20 protein-coding genes are annotated in these 21,478 nt (G+C 51.2%); 10 read left to right on the top strand and 10 right to left on the bottom strand.

Annotated features, from left to right (window positions below; translation table 11 throughout):
• The first annotated feature begins 214 nt into the window (after nucleotides 1-214).
• The gene (locus JHU38_RS10870; protein ID WP_107581812.1) at nucleotides 215-1,150 is read left to right on the top strand and encodes a phospholipase C/P1 nuclease family protein; all 936 of its coding nucleotides are present in this window, start codon (nucleotides 215-217) and stop codon (nucleotides 1,148-1,150) included.
• Nucleotides 1,151-1,190: 40 nt separating this feature from the next.
• Here JHU38_RS10870 and JHU38_RS10865 read toward each other — a convergent pair whose 3' ends face one another.
• The gene (locus JHU38_RS10865) at nucleotides 1,191-2,315 is read right to left on the bottom strand and encodes a 5-methyltetrahydropteroyltriglutamate--homocysteine S-methyltransferase (RefSeq protein WP_107581811.1); all 1,125 of its coding nucleotides are present in this window, start codon (nucleotides 2,313-2,315) and stop codon (nucleotides 1,191-1,193) included.
• A 177-nt stretch (nucleotides 2,316-2,492) separates the two neighbouring features.
• Here JHU38_RS10865 and JHU38_RS10860 point away from each other — a divergent pair, with 177 nt between their 5' ends.
• The 3 genes from JHU38_RS10860 (at nucleotide 2,493) to JHU38_RS10850 (ending at nucleotide 4,344) form a co-directional block, all read left to right on the top strand.
• Nucleotides 2,493-2,966 carry an Lrp/AsnC family transcriptional regulator gene (locus JHU38_RS10860; RefSeq protein ID WP_107581810.1) on the top strand — a complete coding sequence of 158 codons (474 nt, stop codon included), beginning with the start codon at nucleotides 2,493-2,495 and terminating at the stop codon, nucleotides 2,964-2,966.
• A 53-nt stretch (nucleotides 2,967-3,019) separates the two neighbouring features.
• Complete coding sequence (locus tag JHU38_RS10855; RefSeq protein ID WP_158267296.1) at nucleotides 3,020-3,184, top strand: hypothetical protein; 165 nt, start codon at nucleotides 3,020-3,022, stop codon at nucleotides 3,182-3,184.
• Nucleotides 3,185-3,258: 74 nt separating this feature from the next.
• The gene (locus tag JHU38_RS10850; RefSeq protein WP_107581809.1) at nucleotides 3,259-4,344 is read left to right on the top strand and encodes an AAA family ATPase; all 1,086 of its coding nucleotides are present in this window, start codon (nucleotides 3,259-3,261) and stop codon (nucleotides 4,342-4,344) included.
• 7 nt (nucleotides 4,345-4,351) lie between these two features.
• On the opposite strand, the gene JHU38_RS10845 is transcribed toward JHU38_RS10850, so the two are convergent.
• Entirely contained in the window at nucleotides 4,352-4,492 is a 141-nt protein-coding gene (locus JHU38_RS10845) for a hypothetical protein (protein ID WP_207859375.1), read from the bottom strand.
• Nucleotides 4,493-4,536: 44 nt separating this feature from the next.
• On the opposite strand from JHU38_RS10845, the gene JHU38_RS10840 reads away from it, so the two are divergent.
• Genes JHU38_RS10840 through JHU38_RS10830 form a run of 3 tightly spaced genes read left to right on the top strand, consistent with a single transcriptional unit; the run spans nucleotide 4,537 to nucleotide 8,225 of the window.
• A complete protein-coding gene (locus JHU38_RS10840) occupies nucleotides 4,537-5,031 on the top strand; it encodes a sigma-70 family RNA polymerase sigma factor (RefSeq protein ID WP_107581808.1) in 495 nt (164 codons plus the stop codon).
• The gene (locus JHU38_RS10835; protein ID WP_107581807.1) at nucleotides 5,028-5,675 is read left to right on the top strand and encodes a DUF4974 domain-containing protein; all 648 of its coding nucleotides are present in this window, start codon (nucleotides 5,028-5,030) and stop codon (nucleotides 5,673-5,675) included. The genes JHU38_RS10840 and JHU38_RS10835 overlap by 4 nt, the downstream gene beginning before the upstream one ends.
• A gap of 3 nt (nucleotides 5,676-5,678) precedes the next feature.
• Complete coding sequence (locus JHU38_RS10830) at nucleotides 5,679-8,225, top strand: outer membrane beta-barrel family protein (RefSeq protein WP_107581806.1); 2,547 nt, start codon at nucleotides 5,679-5,681, stop codon at nucleotides 8,223-8,225.
• A 706-nt stretch (nucleotides 8,226-8,931) separates the two neighbouring features.
• Here JHU38_RS10830 and JHU38_RS10825 read toward each other — a convergent pair.
• The 8 genes from JHU38_RS10825 to JHU38_RS10790 form a co-directional block, all read right to left on the bottom strand.
• The gene (locus JHU38_RS10825; protein ID WP_107581804.1) at nucleotides 8,932-10,350 is read right to left on the bottom strand and encodes an amidophosphoribosyltransferase; all 1,419 of its coding nucleotides are present in this window, start codon (nucleotides 10,348-10,350) and stop codon (nucleotides 8,932-8,934) included.
• Nucleotides 10,351-10,432: 82 nt separating this feature from the next.
• Nucleotides 10,433-11,911 carry an alkaline phosphatase family protein gene (locus JHU38_RS10820; protein WP_107581803.1) on the bottom strand — a complete coding sequence of 493 codons (1,479 nt, stop codon included), beginning with the start codon at nucleotides 11,909-11,911 and terminating at the stop codon, nucleotides 10,433-10,435.
• Nucleotides 11,912-11,927: 16 nt separating this feature from the next.
• Nucleotides 11,928-12,392, bottom strand: coding sequence for a MaoC family dehydratase (locus JHU38_RS10815; RefSeq protein WP_107581802.1), 465 nt, complete (start codon nucleotides 12,390-12,392; stop codon nucleotides 11,928-11,930).
• A 103-nt stretch (nucleotides 12,393-12,495) separates the two neighbouring features.
• Entirely contained in the window at nucleotides 12,496-13,317 is an 822-nt protein-coding gene (locus JHU38_RS10810) for a zinc ribbon domain-containing protein (protein ID WP_107581801.1), read from the bottom strand.
• 62 nt (nucleotides 13,318-13,379) lie between these two features.
• Nucleotides 13,380-14,192, bottom strand: coding sequence for a Nif3-like dinuclear metal center hexameric protein (locus JHU38_RS10805; protein ID WP_107582371.1), 813 nt, complete (start codon nucleotides 14,190-14,192; stop codon nucleotides 13,380-13,382).
• A 120-nt stretch (nucleotides 14,193-14,312) separates the two neighbouring features.
• Nucleotides 14,313-15,164, bottom strand: a complete 852-nt coding sequence (locus tag JHU38_RS10800; protein ID WP_107581800.1) for a DNA/RNA non-specific endonuclease — start codon at nucleotides 15,162-15,164, stop codon at nucleotides 14,313-14,315.
• On the bottom strand, nucleotides 15,161-15,925 hold the full coding sequence (locus JHU38_RS10795) for an ABC transporter permease (protein ID WP_107581799.1): 765 nt from the start codon (nucleotides 15,923-15,925) through the stop codon (nucleotides 15,161-15,163). The genes JHU38_RS10800 and JHU38_RS10795 overlap by 4 nt, the downstream gene beginning before the upstream one ends.
• A gap of 1 nt (nucleotide 15,926) precedes the next feature.
• Nucleotides 15,927-16,568: an ATP-binding cassette domain-containing protein gene (locus JHU38_RS10790; RefSeq protein WP_107581798.1), complete on the bottom strand. Its 642-nt coding sequence runs from the start codon at nucleotides 16,566-16,568 to the stop codon at nucleotides 15,927-15,929.
• A 583-nt stretch (nucleotides 16,569-17,151) separates the two neighbouring features.
• Here JHU38_RS10790 and JHU38_RS10785 point away from each other — a divergent pair.
• The 3 genes from JHU38_RS10785 (at nucleotide 17,152) to dnaK (ending at nucleotide 21,233) form a co-directional block, all read left to right on the top strand.
• Nucleotides 17,152-18,222, top strand: coding sequence for an agmatine deiminase family protein (locus JHU38_RS10785; RefSeq protein ID WP_107581797.1), 1,071 nt, complete (start codon nucleotides 17,152-17,154; stop codon nucleotides 18,220-18,222).
• 70 nt (nucleotides 18,223-18,292) lie between these two features.
• Nucleotides 18,293-19,177 (top strand): carbon-nitrogen hydrolase, encoded by an 885-nt coding sequence (locus JHU38_RS10780; RefSeq protein ID WP_107581796.1) that lies wholly within the window; start codon nucleotides 18,293-18,295, stop codon nucleotides 19,175-19,177.
• A 127-nt stretch (nucleotides 19,178-19,304) separates the two neighbouring features.
• Nucleotides 19,305-21,233: a molecular chaperone DnaK gene (gene dnaK, locus JHU38_RS10775; RefSeq protein WP_107581795.1), complete on the top strand. Its 1,929-nt coding sequence runs from the start codon at nucleotides 19,305-19,307 to the stop codon at nucleotides 21,231-21,233.
• Nucleotides 21,234-21,478 lie beyond the last annotated feature (245 nt).

The raw sequence follows: 21,478 nt of genomic DNA, 5'->3' as shown, positions 1-21,478 counted from the left end.
TTGTTTATCAATTAATTACAAAATATATGCTTTTTAGGTGACGAAGTCAGGAGCGGTGATGAAGTCTCCGGCTTCATCACTTGTAAGCCCATCCAAGTCTGGCTTCATCACTTGTATCTATCTCTTTATTTTTGTTCGTTCATTTTTTCTTCATATCTTAGTGACGAAATAGAAGATACTACACAAGGGCGTTACCTCTATAACCATAATTCCAATGAAGAAATATACTCATGCATGGCTGGCCTTTATGGCCATTAAACGATTGGAACAGGCCGCTATTCCACAGGAGCATCGCGCCAACGCGCAATCGCTCGTTAAATGGTTCAAGGACTATCGCGACTTCGTGATTTCGGGCTCGTGGTATCCTGACCAGGTGTTTAAGGACATGGCGACAAGCCACATCATCAAATATCGTCCTGACGAAAAGTCGAAAAATGTGTCGTTCCGCAAGATGCCGGGCACATTGCGTTGCTATCAGTTGGGCTTGAAGTCGCCATTGTATCAAAAGCCTTTCACCATCGAGGCAGGCAACCTTGCCGACCGTTGCGAAGCATTCGCCCAAAGTATCGTCGACAGTTTCAAGATGCTGCGCACGGAGGACAAGGGCAATCCCATCAGTCCATCGAATAATCACATTGCCACACGCTTCTTTATCCTCAGTCATTACATCGCCGACTGCCACATGCCGCTCCACTGCGACGCACGTTCGTTTTCAATGGATGGCAACATTCACGCGTTCATCGAGAGCGAATGGGACAAGCAGGTGCGCGCCTCGTACGAACTTGACACGGACAACGAGCGTTTCTTCTACGATCCGCAGGGCTACCCGCTGAAAAAGAAGATGACCGCCCTAATGGCGGCTGTGGAGCAAGAGATCGTAGAACGACCGTTTAAATACGAGTGGGGAACGGGCTGCAAGAATACGTGGGACTATATGAGTGGGGTCTCTCAATACTCTTATTTAATGGCCTATCGCATGATTCCCGCCGAATACGACAATACCAACCTAAGCAAGGAGACTTTCCGCGGGCTTGATTGTTGGAAAGAATTTGATACTTATAGCAAGGACATCTTTTCCGATGCCGTAGAATCGATCGCCCGTGTGTGGCTGCACGTCTGGGCCCGATACCGTCAATGGGCGAAAATGTGAAATTGCCTGTCAATTAGAAAAAACAATCAACGGAAGGGCACTATTCTCCCCACACCTCGCGGGCAATGTCGCAGACCAGATCGACCTTGGCCCACTGCTCCTCTTCGGTCAGCTTGTTACCGATTTCGCACGAGGCGAAGCCGCATTGCGGACTGAGGTAAAGGCGGTCGAGCGGCACATAGCGGGCAGCCTCATGAATACGGTCGATAACAGCACGGCGGTCTTCGAGCACAGGCGACTTGGTGGTGATGAGACCAAGCACCACTTTCTTGCCTTCCGGGATGTATTTCAAGGGTTCGAAGCCACCCGACCGCTCGTCGTCGAACTCCAGGAAAAAGGCGTTTACGTCGGCACGGGCGAAGAGATAGGGGGCTACGGGGTCGTAGGCACCACGGCTGGCATAGGTGGAATGATAATTGCCACGGCACACATGGGTGTTGACAACGAGATCGTCGGGCAGGTCGGCCAGCGCCAGATTGTTGACGCGCAGGTAGCGTTCGGCCTCGGTCTCCAGACTGAAGTTGCCGTTGACCTTGGTCTTCCAGTAGTCGCCGTCCACGATCATGCCCCAAGTGCAGTCGTCCAGCTGCAGGTTGCGGCAGCCGGCGGCATACAGGTCGAGAATCACTTGGCGGTAGGCGGCGGCGATATCGCTTTCCAACTGCTTGCCGTCGGGATATACACGCAGCGTATTGAGCGTGTTGTCGCCACGGAAAAGCTCGGCCAGCAACTGGGCCGGAGCGGGAATCGTCTGCTTGGCTACAACGCCTTCCTCCTCAAATTGCTTCACAAACTTATAGTCCTCGATGAACGGATGGCCATGGCCACCGATACGACCCGTCAGGCGGATAGACCCTTTCGTCGTCTCCTCGCCGTGAAACTGATAGCCGTGAGCCAATTCGATATGCTCTATTCCTTCAAGGCCCCACATGAAATCCAGGTGCCAGTAGGCGCGGCGAAACTCACCGTCGGTAATCGCTCTCAGCCCATGGGCTTTCTGTTTGGCAATCAGTTTGGTGATAAGCCGGTTCTCGGTTTCTCTTAATTGCGCGGCCGTGACGCGGCCGTCTTCGAAATCTTTACGAGCCGTCTTCAAGGTCTCGGGGCGAAGAAAGCTGCCCACAACGTCGGCTCTGAACGGGGTCTGAATCGTTTGTCTGCTCATTTTTCTCTCTTATAAAATAGATTCTACTTTGTGTTAGTGTCACTTTGACAAACGCAAAGGTAAGCGATCTGCATTTAAAACGCAAATATTTTGCAAAGAACAGAAGATTATACTAATTTTGCCATAGTTTTATCAATTCGACAGAATATTATCCTTTAAAAAAGCAAAAACAAAGAAATGACAGAAGAAAGACTCGACGACATCGACATCAAGATACTCCGACAGTTGCAGCACGACGCCCACCTGACGGTCAAGGAACTGGCCGCGCGCGTCCATCTCTCCCCCTCACCCACTTTCGAACGCCAGAAACGCTTAGAGCGCGAAGGCTACATTGAGCGTTATATGGCCATCGTGAATCCCAAAAAGGTGGGCAACGGTATCATCGTACTGTGCAACATCCGGCTGAAACAGCATTCGCAAACGCTCATTCAGGAGTTTATGGATGCTGTGCAAAACATACAGGAGATTACCGAATGCTACAATACCAGCGGCGACTTCGATTTCCTCATCAAGGTGTACGCCCACGACATGAAAGCCTATCAGCAGTTCATGCTCAACACCTTGGGCTGTATGGAGTGCATCGGAAGCCTCCACAGCGTCTTCGTCATCGGCGAAATCAAAAACACGCATGCCGTGCCGGTGATCATGTGAGCAGCCTTTATACCTATTATAAGGTGTTGTCGGATTAACGTTTTTTCAACAACTTGCTTTTCCTCACCATGCTTTTCGGCTTGCTGGCGCTCTCAAACGACCCGAAGACGAGCCTCAACTCCTACCGTTACGAGACACTTATCAAATTCAACAAACGCTATCAGCTGAAGAAGCTACTAAGGAAAAGAAAACAGTCGGCAGTACCTATCACCAATTAAACTTCTATTTATTTTGCCTTGTTTGTCTTTTCCCGTAACTTTGTCGCTATGTTTATCCCATCTTATTACATAGAATGAACAACATCAAGCGAATCGTACTGACCGGCGGTCCCTGCGCCGGCAAAACCACAGCCCTTATCAAAGTGATAGAACATTTCAACAGCCTGGGCTACCAGGTGTTCACCATTCCCGAAGTGCCCACTATGTTTTCGCAGGCCGGCATGAACTATCTGACGCGCAACAAGGCCCTTTTCTACGAAGGAGAGAAAGCCACGCTCGAGGTTCAGCTGACGCTGGAAGACAAGTTCATGCGCATGGCCGAGGCCTGCGAGCAGCCCGCCATCATCGTGTGCGACCGTGGCGTCATGGATATTTCGGCCTACATGAAGCCCGAGATGTGGCAAGACATCACCCGGGCCGTGGGTACCGACACGCGACGGCTGCGCGACGAGCGCTACGACGCCGTGCTCCACTTAGTGTCGGCTGCCGATGGAGCCGAACGCTACTACACCACAGCCAACAACAACGAGCGCACCGAGGGACTGGAACAGGCCCGGCAGCTCGACAAGAAAATTATCAACGCCTGGACAGGTCACCCCCATCTGCGCGTCATCAACAACGACGACGACTTCGACCGCAAGATAAACCGGGTGGTCAAGGAAATCAGCAACGTGCTCGGACTGCCGCAGCCCATCGAGAACGAGCGCAAGTATATCGTCGAAATCACCGGAACGATGTCCGACTATACCGAGACCGACATCACCCAGACTTACTTAGCGTCGGAGCCGGGCAACGAAGTACGCCTGCGCAAGCGTGAGTGGCAGGGCAACCGGGTCAACGTCCACACCACCACCAAGCGTGTTTCTCCCACCGAGGAAATCGTGGTCGAACGGCAGGTGAGCAACAACCTCTACGAATCGCTCCTGCAACAGGCCGACCCCTATCGGCAGACGATACACAAGATTCGCAGGAGTTTCATCTACCAAGGGCAGTTCTTCGAGCTCGACACCTACTTGAAGCCCGTTGACAACCTCGTGATTCTCGAAACCAAAGGCATTGCCTGCCACGAGGACATCAAGTTTCCGCCCTTCCTCAACGTGGTGAAAGACATCACCGGCGACACCAAATACTACAATTACACGCTAGCCATCAAGCACTGACGCCGGCCTATTGTTTTCTGAAAGCAGCCCTTTTGTCCCTGAAAGTTTTCCTTTTAGTGTTCAAAAAGGCTGCTTTTATAAGTCCTAAACATAGCCCCTCAACACCCATTATCTTATTAATCGCTAATACACTTTCATTATTTTTCATCGTTTTGCTTAGTTTTTTCAGTCGCTAAACTGTATTAAGAGTGTATGAAACAAGAAACAACATCCATCGAACGCCTGTTTCGACAGCACTATTCGAAAATGTATCATTTGGCCAGATACATTCTTTTCGACACGGATGAATGCCATGACGTGGTGAGCGACGTGTTCGCTCGTATTCTTGAAGATAAGATTACATTGCTGCCCGACACAGAAGAAGCTTTTTTATTGCGAAGCGTACGCAACCGCTGTCTAAACCTCATAGCCCGCAAGAGCGTGAAGGAACGGGCAACACGACAGCTACTCGACGACACAACCGGCGTCATGGCTGCAGATGATGACGAACGACTCGACCAGCTTATGCTGATCATCAGTCACCTCGAACCGCCATTACGCCAACAGATTCTACGCCTGCGCTACCTCCAAGAGATGAGCTATCAGGAGATTGCCGATAACCTCTGTGTCAGTAAAGTGACCGTCTACAACCACCTGTCGCAGGCAATGGACACTATCCGAAAACATTTAAAAACCACAAAACGATGAAAGAAGAGACTATCAATAAGAAGCGGACACAACTGCTCGACATGCAGGAACATCCCGATCGGTATACGGAAGAGGCTTTTAACGACCTCTTGACCGATGAAGACGTGCGCCGGTTTGCCTACGACATGGCCATGACGAAGCGGGCCATGAGGAAACATGAGCGCGAGGAGGTAGACGTAGACCGGACATGGAAGGCTTTTTCCACACGCCACCAGCCTCGCCATCGCAACCGAATCAAGGTCGTCGCAGCAACGATTGGCATTATATTCCTATCGAGCATAGCCTTTGCGGCCGTCCTGCGATGGGGCTTTTTCAGAAGCACACGTTCGGAAATACCAAATCATAATCAGCCTGTAATCGCTCAAAAACATCCCAACACGTCACTACAAGACACCATTCCTGCCCAACAGGACAGCACCTCCAATCTTCCCATCGTCTTCGATGACGCCGAACTGGCTACTATCCTTAACCAAATGGCAGCCTATTACCATGTGGAAGTTGTATTTCAACGAAAACAGAGCAAACACGTCAGGCTCTATTTCAGATGGAATCGACAGAAAAGTCTGTCGCAGCAGCTGGAACTTCTCAATGCTTTCGACCGCATCAATCTGACACTCAGCGACCACACCTTAATCGTAGACTAAACCATGAAACATCTTCTTATAGCTCTACTCTGCGTTTGCTGTAGTCAACTTCAGGCACAACGCATCAGCAAACTATATAATAATGTGTCGTTGGCTTCTGCTCTGAAAGAACTTAACACGCTTCAAGACCGCTACACGGTAAACTTCATCTACGACGATCTGGAAGATTTCAAGGTATCGACACGACTATCCAACCTAACGGTTCCCGATGCCATACACCAACTGATTGGCTTCTACCCCATCCGAATGACCATCAAGGACAACGTAATTCTCGTAGAATGCACGCACAAGGCGCAGCACCATCTGACGGGGAAGCTCGTCGATGAGCACAACGAACCGATGCCCTATGCCAACGTGTTGCTGCTTTCTGTCGGCGACTCCAGCGTCATTGCCGGTGGCGTAAGCAACGAGAGTGGTGTCTTTGTCGTGCCCTACGAACCCGAAAATGTATTGGTCAAAATCAGTTACGTAGGTTATGAAACCATCTTTCGGCTGTGTATGAAAGAAGATGTCGGCACGATTCAGCTAAAACCATCGTCCCTCTACCTACAAACCGTGAAGATACGAGGTCATCAACAGCTATACAAAATATCCAAAGGAGGCATGACTATCGACGTGGAACATTCACTGCTGCGACAAGCAGGCACAGCCAATGACGTATTGAAGCAACTGCCTCGCGTCAATGTAGGCCACGATGGAGCCATCACGGTCTTTGCCAAAGGCACGCCTGAGGTATATATTAACGACCGATTGGTACGGAATCTGCAAGATTTGGCTCATCTGAATTCATCAGAAATCAAGTCTGTAGATGTTATCACTAACCCCGGTTCGCAATATAACGCCGAGGTTCAATCGGTTATCCGCATCAAAACCAAGGGCACGCACGGCGAGGGATTCAGTGCCGAAGCGACGCTGTCGGCCGACAACAATAGCCAATGGAACACGCAAGACCAGTTCTCTCTGACCTACCGTGCGGCAGGATTGGAAATCTTCGGTAGCACTGTCTACGGCAACAGCTACACGGGTGAGGCTAATACAATATCAAGCAGCATCAGCACTACGGCCCATTCGCTCTACACACAGCAAGATGCCAACACCGATTTCCGCTCCTCCTACACGCAGTCGAAACTGGGATTCAGTTACGACTTTTCGCCCCACCACTCGTTGGGGGCCAGCTATTCGCTCTTCAAAAGTATCACAGGACGGGGCTACTGCAATCCTACGCAGGACGTATGGCGCGATGGTGCGTACGCGACACAAATCCATCAGCAACTTCAGCTGGATGTATTCAATGGTCCCGACCATGAAATGAACGCCTATTATTTGGGAAAAACAGGTCGACTGAACATCAATTTCAATACCACTTGTCTATGGAAGAAAGACGGACGGAACGACGACTGGCAGGAAAGAAGCCATGAATTGGAAAATCGCAACGTGCATACTTACAACACGCGACGCAGTAAATTGATGGCAGCCAAACTCGTTTTGAGCCTTCCTCTGGGGCAAGGCATGCTGGAAGGGGGCGCAGAACTGACCCATACTACGGCACATTCTACCTATCAGAATCCCGAGAACTACGTCGGCAGCACCGAAAACGACACGCGGGAAAGCCGTGTCGCGCCCTTCATGGACTATAGTTTGGCTCTGGGGCATTGGACTTTCGACGCGGGACTGCGCTATGAGCATGTTGATACAGAGTATCGGCTGTTCGGGAAAAGAGAAGAAGAGCCGAGCCGTTCCTACAGCAACTGGTTTCCCAACGCTTCACTTTCGTGGAACAATAACAGTTGGAGCATGCAGTTAAATTACGCCCAAAAGATTAGCAGACCATCGTATCGTGACCTGCGCAGCAACGTGCAGTATGTCAACCGATTCACCTACGAGGCGGGCAACCCTTATCTCCAACCCACCATCCGACACAATATAGAGCTCAATGTTATCTATAAATGGGTGAACGTCAACCTGGGTTACAGCTATCGCAAGCAAGATATCGTCTACTCGGCAGGCCTGTATCAGGACCAAGAAATATCTCTCATTCAGAACCGAAACTATCCACACACGCAACTATTATATGGCGCTGTGATCGTTTCGCCTAAGTTCGGATGGTATCAACCCACGCTGGAAGTTGACCTACAAAAGCCCTTCTTTCCCACGAAACGCTATGGCAGCAGCCGGGATTTGCAAGATCCATCGGCAAGTTTGGAGCTGAACAATAAGCTGGTTTTCAGTCGTCACAGTTTTGCCACCATCCTTTTGGCTTACAATACGGAGGCATGTACCGACTTCATAAAAGCCAAATCGAGCGGTGCCATCGACTTGGCTTACTCACATTCTTTCCTTCACGAGTCGCTATCGCTCAACTTTTTTATCAACGACTTGCTGAAAACAAGACGTAGCGCATGGACACAATACGGCGAGAACGTCGTTAACACAAAAGATTGTTATGAATTCACACGCTGCATTGGTCTCAACCTGACGTGGCATTTCAATGCTTCGCACAGCAAATACAAAGGAACGGGTGCGGGTATCGACGAGAAACGACGCCTGTAAACCAGCCCTTACCACCGCAGTGCATAAACAACTATCGAGTTATCAAAGAATTATGAAAGCAGCAATATCACAAATCAACATTGCTATTGGGTAATTACCAAAATACCATAACATTTTGGTAATCGTATTACCACGCAGCGGTGATTCCACTAAGTATTTACAATTTGCGATGGAAAATCGGGGCAGTAGAAAATTAGTGGGGACAGGTTTACAAGTCTCGATGATATCTACCGCGTCCTGAATTATCTTTACATATACCATCAAAAAAGTGGCATTATTCTGAAAAAGAAAAGACTTGGACGAAAATAAACGATTGTAGAGCAAGTTTATAAAGCGCTGGCTATCAACATATTGTGCTTTTCAGCGTATTTTTTCTTCGCTTTTTTACCCTTAATCGCTATGCTTTTAGGCTGTAATCGCGGCCCTTTCATCGACTAAAAGCTATGCTTTGACAGCGTAATCGCTATGCTTTGAGTCGATAAAAGCATAGCTTTGGGCATAAAAGGGCATCAAAATCGGCAAAGCGAAGGCCTTTTTCGACGTGCCGGCACTTAGATGACATGTTGCGGAAGTGTTAAAATCTGGTAGTTTTTTCTGACAAAAATCATGGATACGCTGAATCAATATAATCACCGACACGAAGTTGGATATCTTTTCGTTGTCGATGATTTTGCGTTTTATAACTATCGTCGCTGTTTAGATGTGGCTATTTGGGTGCGTGACAATAACTGCTGCCATCGAAACAGTGGGTGCAGAGTTTGCATTTGGGCAGTCCGATGCTCTTGACCAAGGTCTCGATGGTGTTGAATTTTAGTGTTGTCAGTCCCAGACGGCGGCCGATTTCCTCTACCATTCGTTTGTATTCAGGACTGCCGGTGGTAGCGTATTCTTTTAGTTTTACATCTTCGTTCCCCTCGAAGTCCTTAATGACCCGGCGCGTAATGAGTTCCAAATCACTCTTCGATGACGTAAAACCGATGAAGGGGCAGCCGTATACCAAGGGCGGACAGGAGATGCGGGCATGCACTTCCTTAGCTCCGTATTCGAAAAAGGTACGCACGTTGTCGCGCAATTGTGTGCCGCGAACGATGGAATCGTCGCAGAAGACGACACGCTGACCATCGAGCACCGCCTTATTGGGAATGAGCTTCATCTTGGCTACGAGCTTGCGGCGACTTTGGTTGCCCGGTGTGAAGCTGCGGGGCCATGTCGGCGTATATTTCAGAACGGCCCGCTTGTAGGGAATATCGTGTCCCTCTGCGTAGCCCAATGCCATACCGACTCCCGAATCGGGGATGCCGCACACCAGGTCGGCTTCGGTATCATCCTCTTGTCCCATCATGGCACCGGTGCGTTCGCGCACGGCCTCGGCGTTGATTCCTTCGTAGTCGCTGGCCGGAAAACCATAATAGACCCACAGGAAAGAACAGATTTGCGCATGATTGTAAGGTTTCTGCAACACTTCCATGCCGTCGGCGCGCAGGCGGATGATTTCTCCGGGCGCCACATCGCGTATGATCTGATAGTCGAGATTGGGGAAAGCGGCCGATTCGCTCGTAGCGGCAAAAGTCCCTTCCTTCTGTCCGAGGACAATAGGGGTACGTCCCAGCAGATCGCGCGCGGCGATTATACCGTCCTCCGTCAGGATAAGCATGGAACAAGAGCCTTCTATCGTCCGGTAAACATTGTTGATTCCCTCGATGAAATTATTGCCTTTGTTGATCAACAGCGCCACGAGTTCGGTCTGGTTGATATTGTTGGCCGACATCTCACTGAAGTGAATGTGCTGCGACATCATCTCTTCCGATATTTGTCGGATGTTGGTTATCTTCGCGACCGTCGCTACAGCATAGCGTCCCAAATGCGAATTGATGATGATAGGCTGCGGATCGGTGTCGCTGATGACGCCTATTCCAGAGTTACCGCTGAAGTGTTCGAGTTCATCCTCGAACTTACTGCGGAAGTAATCACGTTCCAAACTGTGAATGCTACGGCTAAATCCGCGTTCCTTATCATACAATACCATGCCGGCACGCTTTGTTCCGAGATGTGAATTATAGTCGGTGCCATAGAAGACATCGTTCACGCAATCCTTAACGGATATCGTTCCAAAAAAACCTCCCATAGGTTTAGTGTCTGTATAAGATAGATTTGAATAAAAAAGACGTGAGCGCACTTGTCATGCGCTCACGTCTTATGTTGGTTTGTTATTTTATTTGTTTGGCGTCGCCCACGCAGGCGTTGGGCATTTGGATGCGCAGCATGGCGCACACCGTCGGCGCGATGTCCACGATGCGGGTAGGCTCCGACGTGCTTCCCGGCTTCACGTTCCATCCGTAGAGCACGAAGGGAATGTGCGCGTCGTAAGGATTCCACTGGCTGTGACCGGTGCCCTTGTAATCGGGCGCGTCAGTCGCTTCGAGCCATCCGGGGGCGGTGACGATGAAAAGGTCGCCACTTCGCTTGGCATTCCAGCCGTTAATGATGCGCTCCTTGATGGGTTGAGGAATCGTCTGTGAAGCGATGTTGGGCTGATCGGCCACATACATCACTTCGGGACGCCGCAAGAGCCAAGCCGAAGCCTTGTCTTTCACCTGCTGCAGGTCGAGTCCCGCGTCGACAATGGCCTTGTGGTCCAAGTACACACGGAAGGAATTAGCTCCTGTCACGAGCTTGGCGCTAGTGCCGTAAGTCTGCTGCAGGTAGGCATTGAGGTCCTTTCCGCCTATCGTCCAGCCTTCGAAGCCACCGGCGGGAATGCGGTGCCGTTTCATGAAATTGGGGTTGTGGGCGCCTCCATGGTCGGCCGTGAGGAAGAAAAGATAATTCCCTTGGCCCACCTTTTCGTCCAACAGCTTGAAAAAAGCGGCCAGGTCGCGGTCTAATTGCAGGTAGACGCTCTCGTTCTCAGGGCCCCGTGTGCTGTATTGATGGCCGATGGCGTCGGTTGATGAAATGCTGATAGCCAGCAAATCGGTCACGTCGTCTTGCCCCAGTTGCTCGTTTTCGAGCGCGGCCTCGGCCATTTTGAATGTCAGCGTGACGCCCAAATCCATCAGTTTCACCTCAGTGCCCGGCTTCTGTCGGTACTTTTTGTTGAAAGCGACGACCCAATCGGGCAACTCATTACGGTAAAACGTGCTCGTGACGAAGTATCCCGCCTTGGTGTCCCACCAGTAAGCGGCGTCCGCGCTATGTCCTGCGGGCAGGATGGCAGCACGATCTTTGAGAGCCACACCGATCACTTTCGACTTGAAGTCGGTAGCGATACGCAGCTCGTCGCCTATCGTCGAGGCCCAAAGATTGCGCGGTGACATCCGGCCGGCTCCGTTATTGCTGCCCACGCTCTTGACGGTGGGGTCGCCGACGCAATATTTCGATTCGCCGTTCTCGAAGAAATTGTTGCCCGCAATGCCCGTCAACGCCGGCACGGAGCCCGTGTAAATACTTGCGTGACCTATCGCCGTGACCGTCGGAACATAGTTGATCATCGTATTCTCAAAGCTGTATCCTTGATCTACAAGGCGGCGCAGGCCACCGGTTCCGAACTTATCATAATAGTAATACAGGTAATCCCACCGCATTTGGTCGACCACCAAGCCCACCACGAGCTTGGGGCGGGCTATCTGCGCCGTGGCGGTTAGCGAGCCGACGGCCAACAGCACGAGTATAAGAAACTTCTTCATCGCAGCCAATCGTGATTTAATTGAAATAATACAAGAACGTGGCGACGCCCTCCAGCGCGGGTTTACGATCGCCCTCTATCTCTATTTTGAACTTAATACTTGTCTTGCAAATGCCACGCAGATTCTCTATGTTGTCGAGCGAAGCCACCAAGCGCACACGGCTGCCGGTCAATACGGGCTTGCCGAAGCGCATCTTGTCCATGCCATAGTTCACCAACATTTTCAGATTGCGCACTTCGATGATCTGGTCCCACATATAAGGCAGGAGCGAAAGGGTAAGATAACCGTGCGCGATGGTACTCTTGTAAGGTGTTTCGGCCTTGGCGCGTTCCACGTCTACGTGAATCCACTGATGGTCCAAGGTAGCGTCGGCAAACTGATTGATGCGCTCCTGCGACACCTCAAGCCACTCTGACACGCCCAACTGCTCACCCAGATGAGCCGCGAAATCTTCATATGAATTAATGATAAGTTTTTCCATGTAATGTAATATTTTTAATACTGTATATGAAAATAAATCGAACAAAAATAAAAAAGACGAGGCATGCTCTCTCAAGAGGGTTTCCTCGTCCTTACGTTTTCATTTAAGCCTCGTCATCCTTCTTCTTGCGAACGGCACGTTTGCGTTTGGGCTTCTCTTCCGCGGCTTGAGCCGACTTAACACCGGCCAGTTCGGGATCGATCATGATTCGACCACAATACTCACACACGATAATCTTCTTATGAATCTTGATATCAAGCTGTCGCTGAGGTGGTATCTTATTGAAGCAACCGCCACAAGCGTCACGCTGTACGTAAACGATACCCAAACCGTTACGGGCATTCTTGCGAATGCGACGGAAGCTCGTGAGAAGGCGGGACTCGATCTTCAGTTCCAGCTCCTTGGCCTTTTCCTTCAATCGATCTTCTTCTTCGCGCGTCTCTTGCATGATTTCTTCCAGCTCACCTTTCTTCTGATTGAGGTCGCCTTGACGATCGGCTATCAGTTCCTGCGCGGCTTTCAAGTCTTCCTGACGTTCGCCCACCTTGACCTGAGCTTCACGAATCTTTTTGTTGCAAAGTTCTATCTCAAGCTCCTGAAACTCTATTTCCTTGGTCAAAGTGTCGTACTCACGGTTGTTCTTCACCTCATCGAGCTGGTGCTTATAGCGGTCTACGCTGGCCTGAGCGTCAGCAATGTCGCCCTTCTTCTGAACGATAGCGCTCTGAAACTCGCGAATCTCGTTCTCAATCTTCTCCACACGGGTAGTAAGACCGGCGATTTCGTCTTCCAAATCTTGTACTTCGAGCGGCAACTCGCCACGGAGGGCACGCTTTTCATCAATGCCACTGAGCGTGGTTTGCAGTTGGTAAAGCGTCTTCAATTTCTCTTCTACCGACAAATCTGTTGGATCTTTTTTTGCCATAATGATTCTATTTTATCTAATTAATAATTCGTTTGAAAAGGTTTGGGCCCACGTCCATCCCGCTACAGATAAATAATGGGATTGGTATTGGTTTCTGCCAAGTGGCAAGACACGCCCGGACAAGCTTGTTCGATGATCAGTCTGAAGACCTCGGTGGTGAACTGCTCACTCTGATAATGACCGATCACGCAAATCTGTAGCTGCTGGTCGTGGCCGAAAAACTCATGATAACGCATTTCGCCCGTTATGAAAGCGTCGGCGCCGACCTTAATGGCGTCGGGCAGAAGAAACGCGCCGGCACCACCACAGATAGCCACCTTGCGGATGGGACGGCGCAGCAGCTGATTGCACTGCACGCATTCTACCTCGAAACGCTCCCGCAATAAACATACCAAATCATCAGCCGCAACGGGGTCGGCAAAACTTCCTATGACTCCGGAGGCATAAGTCACATGCCTCTGTTCACCGTCAATGACATCCTCATAATGGCGGGTTTCACCGAAGAACCGCACATCCGTCAGTCCCATCTTGGCCGCAATGCGGAAGTTGACACCACCGGGCGCGTTGTCCATATTGGTGTGCATCGACACGACACAGACGTCGTTCTTGATGGCTTTCCACACGGTACGCTGCACGTAATCGTCATCACTGACACGACTAAGCTTGTGGAAGATAAGCGGATGGTGCGAAACGATGAGATTGCAGTGTTTGGCAATGGCCTCGTCAACAATGGCTTCGGTCACGTCAAGACACAATAAAGCCCCTGAGACTTCCGCCTCTGTCAGTCCAACTTGCAGGCCGGCATTGTCGAAACCTTCCTGTAAGGGCAGAGGCGCGAATCGTTCAAGGGCTGATAACACTTGTAATATTTTCACGCTAAAAAGCTGTTTGAGTGAGCTAAAAGGCAGACAAGGCCGCCATTTAACCCAAATATAGCGCAAAGGTAGTGATTAATGACGAGATATAGCTACAGAGACAATCCCCATTAACATTATTTACCACTCACTTAAATCCTGTCGCGATTCCACGGCCTGTTCCATTTCGTCGGGCAATCCGGGGAAGAAGTCGATACCCGTGACACGTTCTACTTGGCCTACCGAGTTCATATAATCACCTTTAGGACGGTTTCCCGCTTTGTTGCGATAGATGACCCCGATAGCCTTGGGCTTGCCCCGAAGGCACAATACCACTTTAAAGAAGGCTTCGGGCACCACCACTTTGGCCTGTCCGATGGTCTTGTGCCGCCTGTTCAGCAGGATGGGACCAGCCACTACATAGGTATCGCCGTATTGTCGGGCCCACCGGCGGCACTGAAGTTCCATCTCGTTCCAGTCTCCGGCGTTGAGTTGATGATTCTGCGGGCAGACGTTGGTCAGCAGAAACGACTGCTCCTGCGCGCGTTGGCTCCACTTGTTGTCACCCGATGGGCACATGTGGCCTCGGTCATAGCCCGATCGCGCGTAGTCATAGGTGGTCACTTGGGGACCGTCGGCCTCCGGGTCGGTCTGAAACTTGACGCCCCCACGCTTGAACGGACCCGATGTGTGGTTGCCCGTCAGGTGCCACATCACCCAGTTGGGTATGCGGTTGTCCTTGTTATACGACACGACATAGCCCTCACGGCGCAGCGTCTGCGAAGACACGCCGGCCTTCAGTATGCGAGGAAGCAGAGCTTCGAACTCCGTTTTCGGGGCCGATGGCTCCTCCTCTGCGGTTTCCGTCTCGACAGACGATGCCACTCGGACACCCGCCATGAGCGGCCGATGATTGCGCGAGGTTGAGAGAGCGCAACCGCTCAGCCCCACTAAGAGCGTCAACAGGCATAAGGACGCGAGGTTACGCTTCATGATTTTAATTGTCCATAGGCGTCGAAGGCATAGCGGCGAGCCACCCACAGCGTGACGAGCAGCGAGGCGCAACCGGCAGCCAGCGACGTGACGATCAGCAATATTTCAAACTCGGCGGCCACAATGGGGTCGACGCCGCCGGCCAGCAAAGCCCACATCAGGACCGGTGTGGTCAGGGTGACGGCCGTCCCCATACGTTTCAGGTAGGGCATGAGCACCCGCTGCATGGCCCGACGCAGAAAGTAGGCCACGGCTTCCACGTGGGTAGAGCCGTTGGCCCGCAGGTAATCGTAGAGTTGACCGTGATGGCGAAGCCCTGAATAGTAGACGTGCAGCGCCTGGGCGTTCGTGGGGATGACGCCTCCGATGAGCAATCCCATGACGGGTAGGAAAAAACGGGTATCGAAAGGATTCTTCAAACCGAGTACCAACAGCAGGAAATAAAGTCCGAAAAACAAGCCCGAGACTAACGTACCGGCCATGGCGGGCAGCAGAAAGCGGGCCGTACCCATGCGGGCATGAGTTACCGTGGAGAGCGCGGCCAGCAAAGCCATCAGCACAAAGCAGAGCAAATTGAGGAAGAGATTATTCCAGAGAAACAACATCTTCATCAGAAAGGCCACCACGCCGATAATCACCAGCTGCTTGCCGAAGGCCTTATAGAGTTTCGTTTCGAACGCGATGTTGAAGCGATAGATGACAAACAGAGGTACGGCCAATAATAGAATACCGAAAAAAACGCCTAAAACTGAAATTTCCATGCTATAAATTGGTTGGGGATGAAGCCGAGACTTCCATCCGAATGAGATAATCACACACCGACGACACCATCGGTTCGTTGCTTACGATGACCACGGCCTGGCCGTTCCGCTTCATCCGCGAAAGCAGCGACGCCAACCGGGCGGCGTCGATTCCGGCCAGTTGGTCAATAAGTACATAAGGTTTACGCAGTACGAGGGCCACCACCAACATGACGAGTTGCACCGTGGCGAACGGCGTTTCATCCATGCGCGGAGTCAGCAACGTAGCGTCGAGCCCCCACTGTTTGAGTTCGTGCACCACCTGCTTGGCATCCACGTTGACCGAACGATTCACTTTCAGGTCGAGCAAAGCCTCAACAAGGTCGCCCACGGTGTCATAAAAGGATTCCAGCCGCTGCGGTACATAGGCCATCCGGCGACGAAAATAGGGTGCCGAAAGCGGCGTAAGCAGGTCGCCGTCAATGTTGATATAACCACTTTCCAAAGGTTCCATCCCCATCAGCGTCCGCAATAGCAACGTGGACGCCTTACCGTCAGCACAAGCTAAACATACAGCCTCGCCTCCGTTTACGGCAAAAGAAAAGTCGGCGGTCAGCACAGGCCGTCCGTTTTGATGATATACGGGATCTTTTATTTCAAGCATTTCATCTTTTTTATTAAAACTCCAACTAACTGATTGAAAGCAACTTGCCCGGCATTCGGCCGGCTATTTTCCTCCATCTGTCTTCTCCACAATTACCACCGCTATCTTCCCACTTTTCAAAAGCATAGCTTTTAGCCGCTAAAAGCTATGCTTTTACACGCTAATAGCAGCCCTTTTGCAAGGTAAAAGCTATGCTTTTAGAATGCAAAAGGATAGCTATTGGAAAAGCGTTGAAAATCAACATGAATTCAACTCCATCTTGACAGGTTATGCAAAGATAGCAAAAGGTAGCTATTTAACCATATTTTTGCCCACAATTTAGAAATCAGTTATACATTAAGCCATGAGTTCAGGTTAAGAATTATTCCATAACGTTTGGCGATTTCATTGATATTTCATAATTTCACGGCTGAAAATCATTCGGCCTCATTTATTCGCAGTCGACTCGCCACGATGACTGTCAACCAACTTGGGATGGTGGCCTACCCGCTGAGTCAATTGGAACAATAGAATATAAATGCTTTTTGCCCGAGTTGGAGAAAATATGTATTTTTGCAAAGATTTAATTTAGAAGAAGTATGATATGACAACAATAAGCAATCGGGACGGTCGATCGGGATTCATCCTGCCGGCCGAATGGGAACGGCAAAGCTGCATCCAACTGACGTGGCCGCACGCGCAGACCGACTGGCTGCCTTACTTAGAAGAAATCACGGCAACGTTCATAGAAATGACGGATGTCATCACCCGCTATGAACCCGTACTGATTGTGGCACAGGAACCGGAAACGGTCGAAGCGCGGCTACGGGCAAGGCTAAGCGAGAGCCAATGGCAACGCGTTCGCGTCTGCCCCGTGGAGACGAATGACACGTGGGCGCGCGACCATGGCGGCATAACGCTCGTGGCGCAAGGCGATGGCCAACAAAACCGTTGCCGTCTGCTTGACTTCAAGTTTAACGGCTGGGGCGGAAAGTTCGAGGCGGAAAAAGACAACGCTATCACCCGCACGATCCATGCCCAAGGGGCGCTGCGGGGCAAACGAATCGATCTGGACGACTTCGTGCTGGAGGGCGGTTCGATCGAGAGCGATGGCAAAGGAACCGTCTTCACTACCTCCATGTGCTTGCTGGCTCCACACCGCAACCAACCGCTCACCCGACGGCAGATAGAAGAACGATTGAAGCAAGAGCTTTACGCCCGGCGCATCGTGTGGCTCGACCACGGCAACCTGATGGGTGACGACACCGACGGTCATATAGACACCATCGTCAGGACGGCTCCAAACGACACCTTATTATATATAGGCTGTGACGACCCGCAGGATGAACAGTTTGACGACTTTAAGGAGCTGGAGACACAACTCATGGCTCTGACGACCAACGAAGGACTCCCCTTTCGTTTGTTACGACTGCCCATGCCCACCGCTATCTATGACGGCGAAGATCGTCTGCCGGCCACTTACGCCAACTTCGTCATCATGAACGGGGCCGTCATGGTGCCCACTTATGGACAGCAGGACACGGACCAAGCTGCCATGGACATCATCGCCCAAGCCTTCCCCACACGCGACATCATCGGCGTGGACGCATCTACAGTCATCCGCCAGCACGGATCGCTCCACTGTCTCACCATGCAATACCCGGAGGGAATGTGAAATGAGAAAAACTAACGCGCCCAATGGCCTCATCCACTCAACATTTCATTAACACCTATCACCCAACGCTATGAACGAAATAAAAATAGGATTCTTACAACAGCACAACGTGGCCGATCGCCAAGATAACATGGTGAGACTGGCCGAAGGCATTGCCGACTTGGCACGACGGGGCGCACGACTCGTCGTTTTGCAGGAGTTGCATAACTCGCTCTACTTCTGTCAAGTGGAAGATGTTGATAATTTCAACCTGGCAGAACCCATCCCCGGACCTTCCACCGACTTTTTCGGCGAACTGGCCCGACAATATCACGTGGTCATTGTGACATCGCTGTTCGAGAAACGCGCGCCGGGACTTTATCACAATACCGCCGTCGTCATCGAAGCCGATGGCAGCATTGCCGGCAAATACCGCAAGATGCACATCCCCGACGACCCCGCCTACTACGAGAAGTTCTACTTCACGCCGGGCGACCTGGGCTTCCGTCCCATCGATACCAGCGTAGGACGACTGGGCGTGCTCGTTTGCTGGGACCAGTGGTACCCCGAAGCAGCCCGTCTTATGGCCTTGCAGGGAGCCCAACTGCTCATCTACCCCACCGCCATCGGCTATGCCCTGAACGACACGCCCGAAGAACAACAACGCCAACGCGAAGCCTGGACGACCGTGCAGCGCGGCCATGCCGTAGCCAACGGCCTGCCTGTCGTCACCGTCAACCGTGTGGGCTTTGAGCCGGATCCCAGCGGACAGACCGAAGGTATCCGGTTCTGGGGCAGCAGTTTTGTCGCCGGACCGCAGGGCGAACTCCATTATCAGGCCGCGACCGACGAGGAAGAGAGCATTATCGTAAGCGTGGACCTTGACCACTGTGAGGACGTAAGGCGGTGGTGGCCCTTCCTTCGCGACCGGCGCATTGACAAATATGACAATATCGTCAAGCGGTTTATCGATTAGTTGTGTCAACTTGTCACACCCTATGCCAGTCCTCTCCCAATGGCATAGGGTTTGTTATTTTTGGGTGTCGCCGTTTAAAGCGGCTACACTTTATTAAGAATAACAAGAAATAAAAACATATACGATTATGGGAAAGATTATTGGAATCGACTTAGGTACTACAAACAGTTGCGTTGCCGTTTTTGAAGGCAACGAACCTGTAGTAATTGCAAACAGCGAAGGCAAGCGCACGACCCCTTCGGTGGTTGGTTTTGTAAAAGACGGTGAGCGCAAGGTGGGTGATCCCGCAAAACGTCAGGCCATCACCAATCCGAAGAATACGGTTTATTCAATCAAACGCTTCATGGGCGAGACCTACGAGCAGAGCCGCAAGGAGGCGGAAGCAATGCCCTACACCGTCGTAAACGACGCCGGTTATCCACGCGTAGAGATTGAAGGTCGTAAATATACGCCACAGGAAATATCAGCCATGATACTTCAAAAGATGAAGAAGACGGCCGAAGATTATCTCGGACAGGAAGTGACCGACGCCGTCATCACCGTTCCGGCTTACTTCTCCGACTCACAGCGTCAGGCCACTAAGGAGGCCGGACAGATTGCGGGTCTCAACGTTCAGCGTATCGTGAACGAGCCGACGGCCGCAGCCTTGGCCTACGGTGTCGACAAGGCCAACAAGGATATGAAGATTGCCGTGTTCGACTTGGGTGGCGGTACGTTCGATATCTCCATCCTCGAGTTTGGTGGCGGCGTATTCGAGGTGCTCTCCACCAACGGTGATACCCACTTGGGTGGCGACGACTTCGACCAAGTAATCATCAAGTGGCTGGCCGACGGCTTCAAGGCTGACGAGGGTATCGATCTGACCAAGGATCCAATGGCCATGCAACGCTTGAAAGAAGCTGCAGAAAAAGCCAAGATTGAACTGTCAAGCTCAACCTCGACCGAAATCAACCTGCCTTATATCTCTGCCGAAGGCGGCGTGCCCAAGCACTTGGTAAAGACTTTGACCCGCGCTCAGTTTGAGCAATTGGCTCACGAACTGATTCAGTCTTGCTTAGTTCCCTGCCAGAATGCTGTCCGCGACGCCAAGCTGTCTACGTCGGATATCGACGAAGTAATCCTCGTTGGTGGTTCGAGCCGTATTCCTGCCGTGCAGACATTGGTTAAGAACTACTTCGGCAAGGAGCCTTCAAAGGGCGTAAACCCGGATGAAGTCGTTGCTGTGGGTGCAGCTATCCAAGGTGCCATATTAAATAAGGAAAGCGGCGTGGGCGACATCGTGTTGCTCGACGTTACTCCGCTGACCCTCGGTATCGAGACAATGGGCGGCGTTATGACCAAGCTGATTGAGGCCAACACGACCATCCCCTGCAAGAAGAGCGAAACCTTCTCTACCGCGGTTGACAACCAGACGGCCGTTACCATCCACGTTCTTCAGGGTGAGCGCCCCATGGCTTCACAAAACAAGAGCATCGGCCAGTTCAATTTGGAAGGGATCGCACCCGCACGCCGTGGCGTTCCACAGATTGAGGTGACGTTCGATATCGACGCCAACGGTATTCTCAATGTAAGCGCCAAGGACAAAGCTACCGGTAAGGAGCAGAAGATACGTATCGAGGCCAGCAGCGGTTTGAGCCAGGAAGAAATCGACCGCATGAAGGCAGAGGCCGAGCAGAACGCCGCAGCCGACAAGGCCGAGCGTGAGAAAATAGACAAGCTCAACCAAGCCGACTCTATGATTTTCACTACCGAGAACTTCTTGAAGGACAATGCCGACAAGATTCCGGCTGACAAGAAGCCTGCTATCGAGTCAGCCCTCCAGCAGCTAAAGGATGCCCACAAGGCCGCCGACGTAGTCGCAATCGACACGGCTACCGCTGCCCTCAACGAAGCCGTCCAGGCGGCCAGTGCTCAGATGTATGGCCAAGCCGGTCCGCAAGGCGCACAGCCCGGTGCTGACGCCGGTCAAGGCTTCCAAGGCAGCACCGGCGATCAATCGCAATCCTCCAGCTCTGGCGACGACATCCAAGACGCCGACTTTGAGGAAGTGAAGTAAAAGTGCTAAAAAACGCTAATTAAAAATAAGTAAATCCCAGTAACATAATAAGTTGCTGGGATTTTTATTTCTTAATAATAATCAAATCCTGTCGTTTTTAATCGTTTTTATGCTTATATTTGTACCATATTTGTGCCGCGACTTAATGGGAGATAAAGTGCGACTTAATTTGAAAGATAAATTGATAATCAAATAGATACAAATAGCATGGCAAGTGCAAAATTTCAAATAGAGCGAAAATGCGA

The sequence above is a fragment of the Prevotella illustrans genome (assembly GCF_017426725.1).
In the GTDB taxonomy this organism is placed as follows: Bacteria; Bacteroidota; Bacteroidia; order Bacteroidales; family Bacteroidaceae; genus Prevotella; species Prevotella illustrans.
The sequence above is the reverse complement of the archived record's forward strand: the minus strand, read 5'-3'. Positions and strand labels throughout refer to the sequence as shown.